We start from the raw sequence: 17,832 nt of genomic DNA, 5'->3' as shown, positions 1-17,832 counted from the left end.
TTATACTTCAAGAAGTAGAAGTCTTCGACTGTGTAGGAAACCTGTCTACTGGACATGATCTAGAAGTGCTTCAGTTGCTTCCAACACTGTTTGTTCACATTGTGTGAAGTAATAGGCGTTTGTGTTGTAAGGGTCATGTATGTATGCACATGGCTTTGCTCTATAAATCCCAAGTAGAGTTTCCAGTGCATTTGACTTGTTTTTTCTGATGAGATTTAGATGTTTCGGTTCCATTCCAACTATTAGGTCCCCATTCCGCTCATTATATTCAGCTATCCTTCTGGTTCTATGGCTCGTTAAATCCAAGTCATTTTGAGCCGCAAACTGAATTGCTCGGGGGTCAGCACCATCATTACCTCGGGTATCTAGCCCGTACGATATCGCGTTATACCCTCTCGATCTTGCTAAGGCTTCTGCCAAAGGGCTCCTGCATATATTACCTACACACACAAATACAATGCGCTTTGGGTTTGCATGCCTATCAACTTTTAATGAGGAATAGAAACCCATCAACCTCTTGGCTTCGTGCAGGCTGTAGTTCAATAACCCTTTTTTTGAACCATAATTGTCATTAATCCAGTTATTTGGCACGGGCAAGCTACCAGCCGTTGTCATTATGCTTCCTTTTTAACTTTTTCCCCGCTCTCTTGAACGGCATCATGTGGGTGTTTCATCTGCGCGGCGTCCTGCCTGCAGTAGGTTAATCCCAGGTGTTTATAGTGCTTCAGCATGGCATGCAGACTGAATGTTGCTTCCACTCGGCTGTGAGCGCTCGCAGTTAGTGCTGTGAGCTCTGGGGTGCTTTGTAGTGCTTCACTTATTTTCCGTGCCAGTGCCAGTGGTTCGCCAACCGGCACCAAGGCGCCATCTACATCAGCCCGTATAATTTCTTCGGGCCCACCGCATCTCGTTGCTACGACGGGTATGCCACTGGCCATGGCTTCTATGGTCGCTATTGAGAACCCTTCGCTGGAAGACGACAGCGCAAATACATCCAGTTCAGCCAGAAAGTCAGCCGTTGAATCAATGAAGCCGATAAAGTGAATATGGTCTGTAATGCCAAGAGTCCCAGCTTGCTGGTCTAATGCCGACATCAGCGGTTCTTTTTGATGCCCTGCAATCACAAAATGGGCTTGTGGCTGCTGCTCTATAACTATAGCTGCCGCATTCAAGAGGTTAGCATAGTCTTTTGCGGGTCTGATGTTGCCCAGGCTACCCACCAATAACGCTGCTTCAGGCAGGTTGAGGGAGGCTTTCAGAGCCCCGGTTTTGATGTTGTGATAGCGGCTGGTATCAATGCCGTTGTGAATAACGGCAACCTGCTGTTCTGTGAACACACCCCGGTCAATCATGCTGGAAGCCAGGCGCTGGCTCACCGCCACTACCTTTCGTAGGCCATGCTTCATCAACCAGCGTTTTATCGGCACAAACCGTTCGTTCGGGTTCACATCTACCTGGCCGTGCAACACGCCGATGGCGGGCAAACGGGTTAGGAGGCCAATCAACGACAACGTCAAAGCTGAACCCAGCAAGTGGGCGTAGGCCAGACGAACGTTATGTTTTTTTATCAGCCGGAACACTTGCCAGTAATAGGGCAGACTCAAGAAGCCGTGGGGCTTTAGTATTTGGTAGGGAATGTTGCGCGCTTCCAACTGGTCGCGCACCCAGCCCGGGCCTTTAATCAGCGCCAGCGTCTGGTAGCCGGGTACTTGCAGGTGCTGGGCAATATCCAGGAACACGGTTTCGGCGCCACCCGGGCCGGTGGTATCGATGGTGTGCAGTATGGTAGGGGTGGCAGTGGTGCGCACGCTGGTCATTTCCTTTGATCCAGTGAAGAATCAACATTCTAAACCCTGCACTTACTCCCGGCTAGTGCTGTTCAAGGTAAAATCCATTTTGTACACTCTGTGGGCTTAATTCCAAGCAGTCACTACTGGAAAGCCTCGAATGGATTCGAAATCGATCAGCGTTCTGATACCAGACGCCAATCAACGCAGTGCGCTCGCCGTAGTACGTAGCCTGGGGCGTCAGCCCGGCCTGCGCGTTATTACCTGTGATTCCACCCCTACCGCCCTTGCCGGCCAGTCACGTTATAGCGATTTGTACGTTCAGTGCCCCTCTTCCGAACATGAGCCCATGCATTTTGTGGCCTGGCTGACACGGTTTCTGGAACGCCAGCCCTGCCAGCTGGTCATGCCGGTTACCGAGGTAACCAGCCAACTGTTGTTACAGTTTCAGGAAAGTGTGCCTGGCCTCAGGCTCCCGTTTTCGCCGTTGTCGACGGTTTTGCAGCTAGCCAATAAATCCCACCTGGTGGCCTTGGCAGAGCGGTCTGAAATTCCGGTGCCACACAGCCAGCATTTTGAAGGTGCACATCAGGTGGATGTGCAGGCCGTGTCATACCCAGTGGTCGTGAAACCTGCGCTATCGCGCCTGTTCGATGGAAAGCAATGGCTGGCAACCACAGTTCGAATTGCGCACACCGCCGAAGACCTGACGCGTATTTTTCAGCAAAACGCCTATCTGAACGAACACCCTTTCATGCTGCAGGCGTTTATTCCGGGCACCGGTGCCGGTGTGTTTGCCCTGTTTAACCGCGGCAAGCCGGTGCAGTTTTTTGCCCACCAGCGGCTGCGTGAAAAGCCGCCGGAAGGCGGGGTCAGTGTGCTTAGCCAAAGCTGCCAGGTGCCGGCTGATCTGCAGGCGCACTCCCAAACACTGTTACAGGCCGTCAACTGGCACGGGGTCGCCATGGTGGAATTCCGCATTGGTGAAGACGGCACGCCCTACCTGATGGAAGTAAACACTCGCTTTTGGGGCTCGTTGCAGTTGGCGATCGATGCGGGGGTCGACTTCCCATATCAGTTGCTGTGTGCCGAGCTTGGCTGGCCAATCCCCGTGGCCGGGCACTACCGGGTGGGGCAACGGTTGCGCTGGCTGCTGGGTGATCTGGATAGTCTGTATCTCGTGTTCAAACGCTCGTCTGGCTGGCCCGCGCGGCTGCAACGGCTTGGTCAGTTCATGACACCCAGGTTCAGACACCAGCGCCACGAGATCAACCGCTGGCGCGACCCGGCCCCGGCCTGGTTTGAACTGAAACAGTATTTAAAGGCCTTGAGGTGATCCCCGCATGACGTCGCTTGCCACCAAACTGAAACAGACAGTCAAGCAGCCGGTAAAGGCCGCCCTGAACCTCGGGCGGGACTGGCGCGGCGCGCACCGTGCCCGGCCAGCAGAGCCCACCCTGTGGGTGCTGATGTACCATCGGGTGTTACCCGCAGATGACCCCCGCTGTGAAACGGAAGAGCCGGGCATGGTTGTCACCCCGGAAACCTTCAGCATGCACCTGGAGGAATTGCAATGCTGGATGCCCGTGGTAGCGCTGGCAGATTGGGTTAAACGTTACAAAGCCGGCGAGCCACTGCCGGAAAAAGCCTGCGCCATCACCTTCGACGATGGCTGGCTCGATAACTACCAGTACGCCTACCCGGAACTGAAACGGCGAGGCCTGGTGGCCTCTATTTTTGCCGTGGCCGATAAAGTCGGCCAGGCGGCGCCGTTCTGGCCCAACCGCATTGCAGACCTGGTGTTGCGCCAATCGCCTTTGCTGCGCCAACACCCGGTGCTGGCACCGGCGGCTGAATTACTGGGGCAGCCTTACTCGCGGGACGCCGTGTCGGCCTGCATTCAAACGCTCAAGCAACACAGTGAAGACACCTTGAATGCCGCACTGGATAGCCTGGGCGAAGACGCCAGGCCCGAAAACAGCCCCACGCCCGATTTAATGCCCTGGCCTGCCCTGCAGGAGATGGATGCCAGCGGGGTGTTCGCCATTGGCTCGCACACCTGCACACACAGGCGTTTGAACCACGCCAGTTCCCCCGAACAGCGACAGGAAGAAATCGTCGGCAGTCGCCAGCGTCTGGAACAACAGCTGGGTCATGAGGTGCCATTATTTTGCTTTCCGAATGGCGATTACGACGACGCCAGCCTGAACCTGGTGCGGGAACACTACCAGGCCGCGGTGACCACCAGAAATGGCCTGAACCGCCTCAGCTCGCTGGATTTGCACCAGCTGTACCGAATTGGCGTGCACGAAGGCAACGCCAGAACGCCGCTGCAGTTCAGGGCCCGGTTGTCGGGCCTGGGTTAGACACCTATTCCGGGTACAGGCTGCGCTGGTCGAGCCAGGTATCCAGTACCGCCAGGTCGTCACCCAAAGCGGCGCGCTCTGCTTCACAACCGGCTCGGGTGCATGGCGTTTGCACATAAAACAGGGCGGTGACCGGCCGGCCTTTTACCCACTGTACTAACTGTTGAAATTTCGCCGCCAGGTCCGTTACAGCCGTTGCCTGGCCCAACTGGTATGTCCAGATCACAAGCCTGCGGTCGCCCTGATCATTCAGCTCCAGCACTTGCACCACCCGGCCGCTTTCCAGTTGCCGGGTGTCGCGTTGTGCAATCTGCGTGGCAGGGGCTATGCGGTTGCCATACCCCACCAGTTCTTTGCCTTGTGCCTGGTCTAGGTAAACCCTTTGCCCCAACGCCAGGGCCAGGCCGGAATGGTCTAAACGCAGGTTAGCTTGCAGATCGTAATGGTGAAAATCGGGTTGCCATCCCGGTGTGCTTTGCTGAGTCGCAAACGTGGCCGACCATTGCTCGGGAAAGTGCCAGCTGTTCTGCCAGCGTTGCAGTGCCAGCCAGGGAGTGCCTGAAATCACAACCAGAACAAACGCTCCTGTCAGTACCTGGGTTAGCGGAGAAAGCGCAGCGGGAACATCGCTGCTAGTGGCTTTGTAGGTGCTAGCGCTGCTCGCTTTTGGCTGATGCGCTTTCAACCGGTGCGCCCAAACCAGAAAGCCCAGATAAAAGCCGCAAAATATCGCCCAGCCAAACAGGCCGTGTTCGGTTACCAGTGAACTGTTCATCTCACTGTAATACGCGATTAAAATCAACGCAGTGACTCGCACCCAGTTACCCACCATGCTCAACACCAGCATCACCAGCACGGCAAGCAATGTCATGGGTGTGGATAGCCGCCGCTGGTGTGCATAGGCCAGTGCCAGCACAATGGCTACCAGACTGTAATTCAAGCCAGAACACCCACCCGCCACTTCCACAATGCCGTAGGGTAAATGAATGAAGAAGCCGTCAATAAAGGCGGGAATAGAAAGCTGTGCAATGGCAAAGGTGCTCACTGCTGTAGTCAGGTTCTGCAGCGGCCCGGTAAACACGTCCCAGATGGGAATGGCCAGATACAGGGCCAGCAAGGGAGCCAGCGTTAGGCGCAGGGCTGCCCAGCCGAAACAGGTGAGGACAAGGCTGCCAAGCAGGGCGGGCAGCACCAGTTGTTGCAGCAACCCCAGTTGAATAACGAAACCGGCCAGCCAGGTGGTGGCACTGAGCAACACAGCCACCGCACCAAACAAACTGGGCCGGGTATGAAACGCCCCCGTTGCCAGCCGGTAGACCACCAGGCACAGGCAAACAGGGGCCCACAAGTAGCCGTGAGAGTAGGTGCCGTTTAATTCCGTCCAGCGACGATGCAAGGCGCCCAGAGTATCGGGTGCCAGGGCCAGAAACAGGGTTGCCCCAAACAGGCAGAGAAAAAGTGGTAACCCGCGCTGGGCCACAAAACCCGGTCGCGAACGGGTTGTCGACCACTGATAAGACACAGCCATGCAACCTTCCTTTGGTTTGTAGAGTCGATCCATTACACTGCGCAGTATCACGACAATTCTGCGTCGTGTAAATGGACCTCAACAAGACCGACTGGATCTGACATGGATGTGAACGACTTGATCAAACGGCCGGAGCAACTGGCCGCCTTTTTGTCCGATTTGCCATACGCCGCACACACGCTGGACGAAGCCCACCAGGCTGCCTTGCTGGCTCAGGCAGATGCCCTGCGTCAGCGCCAACCAGAGCTGAAACAGCGACTGGCCGAGAAAAAAGCCATTGCTCGCCAGTTCCGGGATGCCACCGAGGAAACCCGTGCCAGTTTAAAGGCAAGCATGGCCCAAGCCAGCCAGTCACTTGATGCCCTGGAAAGCGATTTAAAAGCACAGCGTCAGTCACTCATCGAACAGCTAACCGCCCTGGCGCAACCCCCGGAAGCGGATGCCATCGCCCAGTTTAAAGCCTGGCCCGACGATGCCGCACAGCCCTTTACCGGCAACATTAGAATCACCACCTGGGATGACCCACTTTGGGCCGACTGGTGCCTGCGCCAGCCGCAGAGAAGCCAATATCACCACCCTGAAATGGGCACCGTGATTCAGAACGCAATGGGCCACCAGGGCCCCGTATTGCTGGCTGTTGAAGAGAGCAATGTGGTCGGCGCTTTGCCGCTGGTCATACAGAGCAGCCGCTTGTTTGGTCGCTTTGGCACCTCCGTGCCTTACTTTAACTACGGTGGCCCGCTCACCCACTCCAGCGCCGTTGCCCGGGCGTTGATTGAAGCAGCACGACCATTATTGGCGGAATATGAGTTAAGCCATATCGAGGTACGCACCACACAGCCCGGCTTGCCCTACCCTTGCAGCGAACAAAAAGTCTCCATGCTGTTACCACTGCCAACGACAGACGACCGGCTAGACCAGCAATTGGGCGCAAAAGTTCGAGCCCAGGCAAATAAAGCAGAAGAGCACCAGCCGGTGATTCGCTTTGGGCACAGTGAGCTGCTGAATGATTTCTACCGGGTATTCGCGCACAACATGCGAGACCTGGGTACACCCGTCTACGGGAAAGACTGGTTTCGAACACTGCTGCAAACCGATGCGTTTAAAGCGCAACTGGCCGTTGTTTATCAGGCACAAAAGCCGGTGGCGTGCGGTTTTCTAATGGGCCAGGGCAACGTACTGGAAATACCCTGGGCTTCAACACTGCGCCGCGCCAACCCCATGAACATGAACATGTGGATGTACCGGCAAATTCTGCGTCGCGCCATCGAACAAGGGTACGACTGGTTCGATTTCGGGCGCTCCACCCGGGATGCTCCAACCTTCCAGTTCAAGAAACAATGGGGGGCCAAACCGGTTCAACATTACTGGTATACGCTTTCGGCAGAAGACCAACCGGCTGCGGAAACCCGGCCAGACAGCCCCAAATTCAAGCTGATGATTGCCGTCTGGCAACGCTTGCCAGTCTGGCTAACCCGGTTAATCGGGCCGCCGGTCATAAAGCACCTGCCCTGAAAACCAGGCAATCAAAATCTGAACCAGGTGCAAAATAAACGGCCATGAAAAGAGTCGACTATACTGCGCTGTGGAAAGGCGAATTAATGCCTACTGACAAGCTAGGCAGAGTGACAGTTAGTTGATAATAATCAATCGTTTGCACAGTGTTTGCCAATAAACTGTATCGACCAGGCTGGCATTTTTTGAACACTACTCTGGCAAACAGGGGTTGCAAACACCTCAGAAAATCGCTTTAAAAAGCGTTAAAAACCCTTCCGCTGGCAGCCAAACTGTGACAAAGTTGGCGTTGTTAAGGATAACAGCAGTAAAGACGAGATGTTACGGATGACCGTCAAAAACACCCTGATTCAAGCACTGACCAGCGCACCCATGAATCGCCTTATGGGTGGTTTGCGCAACCAGTGCCTGCCCATATTCATGCTGCATCGCATGCAGGATAAACCCCTTGGCGTCTATGGCCACCAGCCAGACACTTTGCGTGCGGCCTTGTCTTACGTCCGTCAGAATAACTTTAAGCCCATTTCGATACGCACACTGGTCGACCACCTGAGCCAGGGAACCCCCCTGCCCGAAAAGGCCGTCGCCTTTACCATGGACGATGGTTTCTACGACCAGGCTGAAATCGCCGTTCCCATTTTTCAGGAATTTCAGGTTCCGGTCACCATCTTCATCGCCACCGGCCTGCCAGACAACGAGTGGTGGTCGTGGGATTACAAGCTGGAATACCTGATTATGTCGCGCATGCAAAGCGCTCAGCAGGTGCACATTGGCGACCAGACCTGGCATCTGGACAACGCCGACCGCGACACTCGCCGGCGCTGCATGCGGTCTATGCGCAACTACATCAAAGGGCAGGATGGCACCGGGTACGATGCCTTTGTGGAAGACATCAGCCACCAACTGGGGTGTGATCTGCCGCCCTTGCCGCCACCGGCTTACCGGGCTATTTCCTGGTCGCAGGCCCGGGCGCTGGAATCCCAGGGTGTGGAATTCGGCCCCCATTCGCACCGACACAATATTTTACAAGCGCAGTCGCTGGCCGATGCCGAGCGGGAAATTCGCCACAGCTGGAGCCGGCTGAAAGCCGAACTCAAGCACCCGCTGCCGGTTTTCTGTTACCCCACCGGGCGCAGCGGGGTGGATTTTGGCCCCCGTGAAATGGCCATTGCCCAGCACATAGGCCTAAAGGCCGCCATGTCGGCCGATGCGGGTTACATTGACCTGGGGGCCGATGCCCATAACAATTTGTTCGCCCTGAGGCGATTCGCCTTTCCCGACAAGCTCAGTGATTTTCGCCAATACTGCAGCTGGCTGGAGTGGTTTAAAGAACGACGCTACGCCTTCTGACATCGTTAGAGCGTGGAAATTTACCCAAAACTGAATATACTCACTATAGATGTAGCAAGGAGCATACGCCGTGTACCAGGAAAGGATTCGCAGTATTGTCGCCAAGTCCGTCAAGCTGTCCAAAGATATCAATGACATTCAGGATTCCGACGACCTGTATTCAGTCGGGCTGACCTCGCTGACCACCGTCAACCTGATGCTCTCTCTCGAAGACGAATTCGACATTGAATTCGACGATAACCGCCTTTCCAGACAGACGTTTGAAAGTATTGCTGCGTTGAACGACGCCGTAGAAGAGCTGAGTGCCTAACCGCAACTGACGGCGGTACTTGCAGTTCTAATTGTAAAAGAACAGGAGAAAACGCATGGAAGCACACGCACTTAGAACCTTCGCTCAAATAAAAGCCACCGTTCATGAACTGGGGCAGAGCGTTGTTGCCGCTCACGCCGACGACGTAGACCAGCAAGCCCGTTTTCCGCACGAGGCCTTTGCCGCCTTGCGCAGCGAACGCCTGTTGTCGAGTTATGTCCCTTCAAGCTTTGGCGGCGATGGCCTGAGCCTGACGGAAGTGTCCGAGCTGTGCCGAATTCTCGGCCACTATTGCTCTTCGACCGCGATGATTTACGCCATGCACCAGATTCAGGTGGCCTGCATCGTTCACCATGGTCAGGACTCGGCCTATTTCAGCCGTTATTTGCGCCAGATGTGCGAACAGCAGCTGTTGCTGGCATCGGCCACTACGGAAATGGGCGTGGGCGGTGATTTGCGTTCCAGCATCTGCCACGTTGAAGTCACCGATGACCAATTCACGCTGACCAAGCAGGCGCCGGTTATCTCCTACGCACTGCACTCCGATGCCATTCTCGTTACCTGCCGCAGCCATAAAGACGCACCGGCCAGCGACCAGGTTCAGGTATTGGTCGAAACCCAGAAAACCAATCTGACGCCGCTGACCGGCTGGGATACCCTGGGCTTTCGCGGCACCTGCAGTGCCGGCTTCACACTCGAAGCCCAGGGTCATAAAGATCAGATTCTGCCTACCCCGTTCTCGGTGGTGCTGGCGCATACCATGCACCCGGTATCGCACCTCACCTGGGGTTCACTCTGGACCGGCATGGCCCAGGGCGCGACCAACAAGGCCCGCCTGGCCGTGCGCGACATGATGCGCCGCAGCGATGAACTGCCCCAGGTTACCGCCTTGCGCCTGGCCGAGCTGGATGAAGTTCTGTTCAGCATGAAAGGCGGGCTGGCCGGCGCCATGCAGGCTTACCAGGCGATGCTCGATGACAATAACCTGTTCCAGGCCGAAAAATACGGCTTCGCCATTCAGGTGAACAACGTAAAAACCCGTTGTTCAGAAATGGTGGTCGACGTGGTCGGCAAGGCGTTGCAAATCGTCGGCATCGGCGGCTATCGCAACGATGGAAAATACAGTCTGTGCCGCGAGTTGCGCGATGCCCATGGCGCCGCACTGATGGTCAACAACGACCGGATACGCGGGCACAACGCCACCATGCAGGTGGTGGTTAAGGAAAGCTAACACCCGAATCGCAAGGAGAGGCCGGGCTGTACCATGCCGGCCAGCGCTGCTTATGAAACACATAGTGTCTTTGGACCCGACCACTTATCAGCGTCATGCCCTGCACGGGGAAGACCGGGTATGGTCGGAAACCAACTGCTACGTCGATGTTCTGATCGAACAAATACACGCCCTGGGTTTCGACCCTGTGGCCGGTCTCGCCTTTACCCTGGCGATCGATTTTGAAGTCGATCAGTGGACATTTTTCAAATACCCCCATGCCGACCTGTGGCAGCTTTACGGCTTTGAAATACAGGAAATGAACCCCTGGCATACCCTGGCCGAACACGTCGAACGGCAGGTTGCGGCCGGGCGGCCGGTGCTGGTGGAACTGGATTCCTGCTACCTGCCCGATACTCAGGGCACTACGTATCACACCGAACATGTGAAATCGACGGTGTCGGTAAACAGTATTTCCGTTACTGAACGGGCCATGGGTTACTTCCACGGCCAGTCTTACTACCAGGTCAGTGGTGAAGATTTCGACAAGCTGTTCCAGACCCACGGCCTGGTGCACGAGCGCATGCTGCCACCCTATGTCGAGTACATTAAGCTGCACCATACGCCCGGCACGCTCGATCCCGATACACTGACACAGTGTTCGCTGGCGTCATTGCGCCGCCAGTGCGCGCTGATTCCCAAGCACAATCCGTTCACCCTGTTTATCGAAGCCTTCATTAACGACCTGCCGGCCGTTAAAGGCGCTGGCATGGCCCACTTTCACCTTTACTCCTTTGCCACCCTGCGGCAATTCGGTGCCTGCTATGGGTTGGCCGAGGCCTACTTGCGCTGGTTGAACCAGCGAACCGACTTGCCCTTTGGCGACGCGGCAGCGGCGTTCGGACGCATCAGTCAGGGGGCTAAAACCCTGCAATTTCAGCTGGCTCGCGCCATTGCGCGAGACAAGCCGCTGGATTTAACCACACTGGAACAGATGGCAGGCGACTGGCAGCAGGCGGTCGATCAGGTACGCACACTGATGCGGGAATGATCCGATGAGCGCTGCGTCTCTCACTCACGCCACCGGGTGGCACCTGGCCAGCACCGAACCCGATGCCACTCCGGCCACGTCAGACTGGATACCCATCCCTGCTGCACGGACCGTGAATGCGCTTCTGTGTGAAGGTGAGCTCGACGTTTTGCCCAGGCAGGCGGTTAACCAACCCGGCGAACGGGACTGGTGGTACCGGCTCGACTTACCCGAAGAACGGCCCGACCAGGCCGTGCTGCGCCTGGCCAATCTGGCAACGCTGTTTGATGTGTGGTTCGACGACCAACCGGTGTTCTCTGGCAGTAACTCCTTCATAACCGACTATTTGCCCGTGCCCGCGAGTGCCCGGCAGCTGACGCTGCGGTTCCGGTCTCTGGCCAGCGTGCTCAGCACGCGCAAGCCCCGGCCTCAGTGGAAAACCGGGCTGGTCAATAACAACCTGCGCTGGTACCGCACCTCGTTGCTTGGCCATACCGTCTGGTCGGGTTCGCAGTGGGCCATCGGTCCCTGTCAGCCGCTTGAATGGCTGAATGAGGCGCAAGCCTGGCTCGATCAATGGTCGCTGTGCCCGCGGGTACAGGATGACGACTGCCAGGTTTCAGCCCGCCCACCCGAAGACACAGCGTTGCAACGGCCCGGCCAGCACCTGACACTTCAGTTGGGCGATGCGGTACCGGTTACCCTCTCTGGCGAGGGTGAAACGCTGTCGTTCGGTGACTTGCCACGCTGGCAGGTCCACAGCCAGGGCACGCCCTACCGGCACCGCGTTACCCTGGCACTGTGGCAGGGCGACCAATGCCTGGCCGAGCGACGCATTCAACTTGGATTCCGGGAACTGACGGTTAGCCTGAGCGAGCAGGCCCCAGGCTTCCACATCAACCAGCAATGGCTGTTTATGCGCGGTGCCTGCTGGTCACACAGCAACCTGGCTGGCTTTGAATTCGATGCTGAAAAAGCCCGGCGCATTCTCACCGCAGCCCGGGATGCCGGCATGACCATGCTGCGCATCGGCGGCACCATGCAGTATGAAGCCGATGCGTTTTACGACCTGTGCGATGAGCTAGGCGTGCTGGTGTGGCAGGACGCCGCCTTCGCCAATATGGACTACCCGCATGACGACCCGGACTGGCTGGCCTCGGCGTCGGCCGAACTGCACCAGCAAGCCCGCCGGCTTAGCCAGTATGCCGCCGTGGTTGCCTGGTGCGGCAACAGCGAAGTCGAGCAGCAGGCCGCCATGCTCGGCCAGCCCCGCGAGCGCTGGCGCAACCCCTGGTTTGCAGAACACCTGCCTGCCCTGCTGCGCGATGCCAACCCGGACTGGCCCTACTGGCCGTCAACGCCATGCGATGGCGCCTTACCGTTTCATACCGATACCGGCCTCGCGCACTATTTCGGGCTGGGCGCCTACCGCCGGGATGAACAGGACCTGCAACTGAGCCAGGTGCGGTTCACCCCCGAATGCCTGGGGCACTCACACTTGCCAGACGATGCCTTTACCGCCCGGCACTTTGGCGCCACCCCACCGCTGACCCACACCCCGGCCTGGAAAGCCGGTGTGCCCAGGGATGCCGGATGCGGCTGGGATTTCGAAGACATTCGCGATCATTACTTGCGCCAATATTTCCACTGTGACCCGGTGCAGTTGCGCTCCGCTGACCCGGCCGGCTACGCCCAGCGCAGCCGCCTGCTGACCGGCTACCTGTTGAGCCAGGCGTTTCACCTATGGCGCAGCGACGCCAGCCCGTGCCAGGGTGCCCTCGTCTGGTGGCTGAACGACCTGGTGCCCGGCGCTGGCTGGGGGTTATTCGACAGCGACGGCGGTGCCAAACCGGCACTTCACGGTGTTGCCACCGCCTGGCAGGCGGTGCAGGTGAGTCTGGTACCGCAGGGCCTGAATGGGCACAGCCTGTCGTGCATCAATGAAAGCCCCGCCGCCATCGATGCCCGGGTTACGGTTACCTTGCTCCATACTGGCCGGGGCAACACTCTTGAACACGAACAGGAAGTCACGCTGGCACCCTACAGCAACACCCTGACCAGCCTGGACTCAGTGCTGGGTGGGTTTCAGGACACCACCGCGAGCTATCACTTTGGTGCAGAACCCTGGGATGTCATTGCCGTCTCGCTCTGTGGCGAAAACGACGTCCTGTTCAGCCAGCACTGCCACTTCCCAACCGGGTTGAATTTGCCGGTAGAATACGATCGCGACCGGCTCGGGTTGAGTTGCGACATCACCCGCGAAGGCGACGATGTCTGGCTGATCCTGCGCGCCGAACGCTTTGTGTATTATGCCGAATTTACCCTGACCGGCTGGCAGGCCGAACGCCAGGGCCTTCACCTGCTGCCAGAGCAGGTACAGCGCGTCAGGCTGATACCCGATGCTCCGGGTCAAACCCGCTTGCGCGGTCACCTCAGCGCCCTGAACCTGTCCAGCACCGTGCGCCTGGCGGCAGAGGTCGACGCCTTATGACCACCGTCTCAGAAGTGACAACCACGACCGTGCTGCCAGCCAAATCGCCCAGCCCGGCTATTCATCGCCAGGCGGGCTGGCTGACGCATAACGACGACCAGACCTTCTACTGGTTGCATCAACCGGCTGAGCAACCCGTTACTCACCTGGTGGTGCTGTGCCCGCCCATTGGCTACGAGTATGTGCACAGTCACCGTACGCTAAAATTTCTGGCCGATCAGTTGGCCCAGGCGGGCTGTTGCGTCGCCCGACTCGACTACCCGGGCACCGGCAATGCCGGATCAGACCTGACCTCCCCAAACCTGGTTAACCGCTGGATTGACGCCATAAGCGCCGTTCGCAATGATTTGAAGCGCCAGCGCCCCAACCTGGCGTGCACCCTTATGGGCCTGCGCCTGGGAGCAACGCTGGCCGTTCAGGCCATCAAGTCCGGTGACGACCTGGTGCTGATTGAACCGGTGGCCAGCGGCAAGCGCCTGGTGAGGGAACTCACCGCCGCCTCGCGTTTTTCTGAAGTTCAAAGCCAGAGCGACTTTATTGAGTCGGGCGGGTTCATCTACACCGACGCGACGTTGGCCGACCTCAGTGCGCTGTCTATTTCCGGTGCCGACCTGCAACCGGCCAAACGCGTACTCTGTTTCAGTGAACAACCGGCCAAAGCCCTGCAGGCCAGCCTGGCGGAAGTAGACACGGTCTGCCAGCCGTACCAGGGCTATGCCGGCATGATGGCCGAGCCGCAATACACGGAAATTCCCGTCGAACTGTTAACGCAGATTGTCAGTGCCGTGGTGCCCGCACCCAAAGACACAACCACGCCCCCTCAGCCCGAACACATCGCTATTGCAAACCATCAATGGCATGAGGGCCGCTTTACAGAGACCACCACGCGCGATCAGCAAGGTCAGTTTTATCTGATCACCCAGCCGGTTAACGAGGCCCCGAGGGCTTCGGTTCTGGTTTTGATCAACTCGGGGTCGGTGCATCATGTTGGCCCGAACCGCACCTATACCGAGTTCTGCCGCGCAGCAGCGCTGCAGGGCATTCCATCGGTCCGGCTCGATCTGTTGAACCTGGGTGACAGTGCCCGGGCAACCGTGGCCGAAGAAAACCACTGTTATCCGGCCGACGCCAATGACTATGTTGCCTCCCTGCTCGCCGACATCCGGCAGCGTTTTCCCGGGCGTGCCATCACGCTGGGCGGCATCTGTTCCGGCGCCCACCACGCCCTGCACACTGCGCTGATGCAACCCGATCTGGTACAGCGGCTGGCCATCATCAACCCGCTGACGTTCTACTGGCGGCCGGGCCTGTCGCTGGACATCCCGCGGGAATCATCCACGCACCAGGATACCGCCTACTACCGACAGGCGATGAAAGACCCGAAACGCTGGTTAAAACTGCTGAAAGGCCAGGCCAGCCTGGGCTACATTGCCGGTTATGCGGTTCGCTTTGCGCGCAAACGCGTTGCGGCTCTGGGTGATCAGCTCAGTGGGATTCTCAAACCCATTCCCGATACAAAGCTGAATGGGGATTTGCAGCAACTGGTGCGAGCTGGCATTGAGGTGAACTTCGTATTTTCGGATCGGGACCCGGGCTGGGACATTCTGGCCGACGAAACCCGGCTGCCGAAAACCAAACTGGCGCGTAAACTCGGCGTTCACATTCACCCGGTAACCGACGCCAACCACACCTTTTCGTGGTACCGCAGCCGCGCAGCCGCAGCCCAGTTACTGACGTCGCTGGCGGGTGCAAACACAGCCCAGCCAGCCCCATCAGACAGCGGAGCCGCGCCCCATGGCTGAGCCAATGAACGTCTCCTGGCGCACCGCGCTGTCGAGTTACCGGGCGCTGGCTTTGCTGATCGCGGTGGCGAGTCTCGCCTGTTTTGATCTATTAAACTGGCCGGGCAACCGCACCACAGAACGCTGGCTGTTGAATCTGTTTAACAACGCACCGGTGTTTTTTGTTTTTCTGACTGGCCTGTTGCTGACACTGAAGCGCACTGAACTAGGCACGGCAGCTTCCTATGGCCGCTTTCTGGCAAGACAGGCCCGTTTCGTTGGGGTGCCCTATCTGGTCTGGCTGTTACCGGGGCTGGCCTATGAGTATTTCCCCAACGGTGAGCCGAGTGCGAATTATCCGCACCTGGCCGAGTGGCCCCTGTGGTTGCAATTGGGCTGGTACGTTATAACCGGTGGTACGACGGCGAACTACCCGCTCTGGTTCATACCGATGCTAGCCCTGATCTACCTGTCGCTGCCGCTGTGGCTTGCTCTGGCTCGACGCCCCGCCCTGCTGCTTTGCGTGTTTATCGTGGCGGTAATCTGGGCCAACACCATCCAGCGCCCACACTACCCCAACCGGGAAGTCTGGTGGCTATGGATGTATTTCTGGCCCGGTTTGTTGCTGGGAATGCTGGCAGCACTCTGGCTTGAACGGGGCCAGCCAGGTCATCGCACCATGGTGTGGGTCAGTGCCGTGCTGGCCGTTGCATCCTTTCTATGGATGACTCTGGTGGAACAGCATGCCGGTGTTTATCGGGTGACCGAATGGTTTGGCCCCGAGCGTGCTCTGATCGATTTTCAGTTGATTAACAAGTTATCACTGGCCGTGTTGCTACTGAGTGTTTGCCTGTCGTTGTCGGCAGCAATGCATCGCGTACTGCGGCCATGGGCCGCCGAGAGCTACGGCATTTTTCTGGCGCATACCTATGGCACCCTCGCCGTTGCCATCGCGCTGGACCATGGTCTTATTGTTGCTAATCTGGGTACCTGGCTGATCCGGGTTGTGCTGAGTCTGGCTGTCTTTTACGGCGCCATGGTGCTAACCCGCCGGGTGTTCTCGCACCAGGCCAACTGGCTGATCGGCCAGCCACGGGGGTGGGCATGAAAGCATACTGGTTTTCGGCACCGCTGCCACGACAGGACATGCGCTTGCCCGCATTGGATCTGCTTCGGTTTTTTGCAGCCCTGATGGTGCTGTTGTACCACTACACCGCCAGCGGCGTGGGCAACACGAACTTTCCCAATCGCTATAACCTCATTGCCTCAACCGAGTTACTGCCTGGCTGGTCCAACGTTACCCATTTCGGGTTTATGGGCGTTAATCTCTTTTTCCTGATCAGTGGCTTTATTATTTTTGCATCGGCCAGTGGCCGCACGGCACTCGATTTTGCGGTCTATCGCTGGATTCGGCTGTTTCCAACCTACTGGGTTTCCATTCTGTTTACCCTTGCCATGCTCTGGTTCTTTCTTGGCGCCAGCCTTGAAGTCAGTGCTTTCGAGGTCGCCGCCAACCTGACCATGGTGCAGCCCTATCTGGGCGTCACCCATCTCGACCCGGTGTACTGGACGTTGCTGGTCGAACTGCATTTTTACATCCTGATCGGGCTGGCGCTGCTGACTCGCCAGCTTGGTGCCTACCGGTTCTGGCTCAGTCTCTGGCTGATCTCGGCCATCGGCTACCGTTTGGTGGGCCAGCCGTTTTTTCTGAAATACCTCATCGCGCCTGATTACTCTGCTTATTTTATTGCCGGTATGACCCTGTGCGCCTTGCGCACCGAGCGGCGAGACCCCTGGGCCTGGTTGGTGTTGCTGGGCAGCTTTGCGCTGGCCTGCAGTTACCTGCCCGAGCAAATCGCTTTTTACAACTTTGGCACCAGCACCGGTTTTGACTGGCTGGCCGGCAGCCTGTTGCTCGCACTCGGCTTTGCCGCGCTGACGGCCATCAGCCTGGGTTACTGGAACCCGGCCAACCGCCCCTGGATTCTCCTGCTCGGCAGCCTGACTTACCCGCTGTATCTGGTGCATCACCAGTTAGGCCGCTACCTGATAGACGCCTGGTACGGGCAAATGCCGGGCCTGGTCATTCTGTTGCTGTGTACCGCCCTGAGTCTATTGTTTGCTTTGCTGGTTCACCTGCTCGGTGATCGCTGGATCGCCGGTGCCTGCCGCCAAGTCTATAAACACCGCATCAGACCCAAACTCACTCATCGACCCAAACCAAAAGGACCCGCGCATGGAAGCCTCCCTTCGTGACGACATCGACGCCATTCTGAGCAGCATCATCAAACTCGACACGGCTGAGGGCGTGCATCGCAGCCAGTGTGACACCTGGGATTCAATGGCACAGGTGGCTCTGGTATCGGCACTGGAAGGTGAGTTCGACCTGGCGTTAAGCCTCGACGAGGCCATGCAACTGAACACGCTCGACGATTGCGTCGAGCTGGTGAACCGCTACCTCTAG

At 57.7% G+C, this 17,832-nt stretch carries 15 protein-coding genes; 12 read left to right on the top strand and 3 right to left on the bottom strand.

Translation table 11 applies throughout. From position 1 onward, the window contains the following. Window positions 1-45 precede the first annotated feature (45 nt). Complete coding sequence (locus ACHUE7_RS00200) at window positions 46-615, bottom strand: arsenate-mycothiol transferase ArsC (RefSeq protein WP_394168163.1); 570 nt, start codon at window positions 613-615, stop codon at window positions 46-48. Further along, window positions 615-1,808: a glycosyltransferase gene (locus tag ACHUE7_RS00195; RefSeq protein ID WP_394168162.1), complete on the bottom strand. Its 1,194-nt coding sequence runs from the start codon at window positions 1,806-1,808 to the stop codon at window positions 615-617. Before ACHUE7_RS00195 ends, ACHUE7_RS00200 begins: the two co-directional genes overlap by 1 nt. A 139-nt stretch (window positions 1,809-1,947) precedes the next feature. On the opposite strand from ACHUE7_RS00195, the gene ACHUE7_RS00190 reads away from it, so the two are divergent. Together ACHUE7_RS00190 and ACHUE7_RS00185 are read left to right on the top strand one after the other, a co-directional pair. Further along, the gene (locus tag ACHUE7_RS00190; protein ID WP_394168161.1) at window positions 1,948-3,123 is read left to right on the top strand and encodes a carboxylate--amine ligase; all 1,176 of its coding nucleotides are present in this window, start codon (window positions 1,948-1,950) and stop codon (window positions 3,121-3,123) included. A gap of 7 nt (window positions 3,124-3,130) precedes the next feature. Further along, window positions 3,131-4,153, top strand: a complete 1,023-nt coding sequence (locus ACHUE7_RS00185; RefSeq protein WP_394168160.1) for a polysaccharide deacetylase family protein — start codon at window positions 3,131-3,133, stop codon at window positions 4,151-4,153. A 4-nt stretch (window positions 4,154-4,157) separates the two neighbouring features. On the opposite strand, the gene xrt is transcribed toward ACHUE7_RS00185, so the two are convergent. Continuing rightward, complete coding sequence (xrt, locus tag ACHUE7_RS00180; protein WP_394168159.1) at window positions 4,158-5,681, bottom strand: exosortase; 1,524 nt, start codon at window positions 5,679-5,681, stop codon at window positions 4,158-4,160. A 102-nt stretch (window positions 5,682-5,783) separates the two neighbouring features. On the opposite strand from xrt, the gene ACHUE7_RS00175 reads away from it, so the two are divergent. From ACHUE7_RS00175 to ACHUE7_RS00130, 10 genes are all read left to right on the top strand, one after another. Then, on the top strand, window positions 5,784-7,196 hold the full coding sequence (locus ACHUE7_RS00175; RefSeq protein WP_394168158.1) for a FemAB family XrtA/PEP-CTERM system-associated protein: 1,413 nt from the start codon (window positions 5,784-5,786) through the stop codon (window positions 7,194-7,196). Window positions 7,197-7,523: 327 nt separating this feature from the next. After that, entirely contained in the window at window positions 7,524-8,546 is a 1,023-nt protein-coding gene (locus ACHUE7_RS00170) for a polysaccharide deacetylase family protein (RefSeq protein ID WP_394168157.1), read from the top strand. A 70-nt stretch (window positions 8,547-8,616) separates the two neighbouring features. Beyond that, window positions 8,617-8,856 carry an acyl carrier protein gene (locus ACHUE7_RS00165; RefSeq protein WP_213679547.1) on the top strand — a complete coding sequence of 80 codons (240 nt, stop codon included), beginning with the start codon at window positions 8,617-8,619 and terminating at the stop codon, window positions 8,854-8,856. Window positions 8,857-8,911: 55 nt separating this feature from the next. Next, the gene (locus ACHUE7_RS00160) at window positions 8,912-10,087 is read left to right on the top strand and encodes an acyl-CoA dehydrogenase family protein (RefSeq protein ID WP_394168156.1); all 1,176 of its coding nucleotides are present in this window, start codon (window positions 8,912-8,914) and stop codon (window positions 10,085-10,087) included. A gap of 52 nt (window positions 10,088-10,139) precedes the next feature. Further along, window positions 10,140-11,117: a DUF1839 family protein gene (locus tag ACHUE7_RS00155; RefSeq protein WP_394168155.1), complete on the top strand. Its 978-nt coding sequence runs from the start codon at window positions 10,140-10,142 to the stop codon at window positions 11,115-11,117. Window positions 11,118-11,121: 4 nt separating this feature from the next. Continuing rightward, the gene (locus tag ACHUE7_RS00150) at window positions 11,122-13,587 is read left to right on the top strand and encodes a glycoside hydrolase family 2 protein (protein WP_394168154.1); all 2,466 of its coding nucleotides are present in this window, start codon (window positions 11,122-11,124) and stop codon (window positions 13,585-13,587) included. Then, window positions 13,584-15,389 carry a hypothetical protein gene (locus ACHUE7_RS00145; protein ID WP_394168153.1) on the top strand — a complete coding sequence of 602 codons (1,806 nt, stop codon included), beginning with the start codon at window positions 13,584-13,586 and terminating at the stop codon, window positions 15,387-15,389. The genes ACHUE7_RS00150 and ACHUE7_RS00145 overlap by 4 nt, the downstream gene beginning before the upstream one ends. Beyond that, entirely contained in the window at window positions 15,382-16,476 is a 1,095-nt protein-coding gene (locus ACHUE7_RS00140) for an acyltransferase family protein (protein WP_394168152.1), read from the top strand. Before ACHUE7_RS00145 ends, ACHUE7_RS00140 begins: the two co-directional genes overlap by 8 nt. After that, on the top strand, window positions 16,473-17,624 hold the full coding sequence (locus tag ACHUE7_RS00135; protein ID WP_394168151.1) for an acyltransferase family protein: 1,152 nt from the start codon (window positions 16,473-16,475) through the stop codon (window positions 17,622-17,624). Before ACHUE7_RS00140 ends, ACHUE7_RS00135 begins: the two co-directional genes overlap by 4 nt. Then, window positions 17,605-17,832, top strand: coding sequence for a phosphopantetheine-binding protein (locus tag ACHUE7_RS00130; protein ID WP_394168150.1), 228 nt, complete (start codon window positions 17,605-17,607; stop codon window positions 17,830-17,832). Before ACHUE7_RS00135 ends, ACHUE7_RS00130 begins: the two co-directional genes overlap by 20 nt.

This window comes from Saccharospirillum alexandrii, assembly GCF_043641555.1.
In the GTDB taxonomy this organism is placed as follows: domain Bacteria; phylum Pseudomonadota; class Gammaproteobacteria; order Pseudomonadales; family Natronospirillaceae; genus Saccharospirillum; species Saccharospirillum alexandrii_A.
Note: the sequence above shows the minus strand (reverse complement) of the source record. Positions and strands in the feature narration are given on the sequence as shown.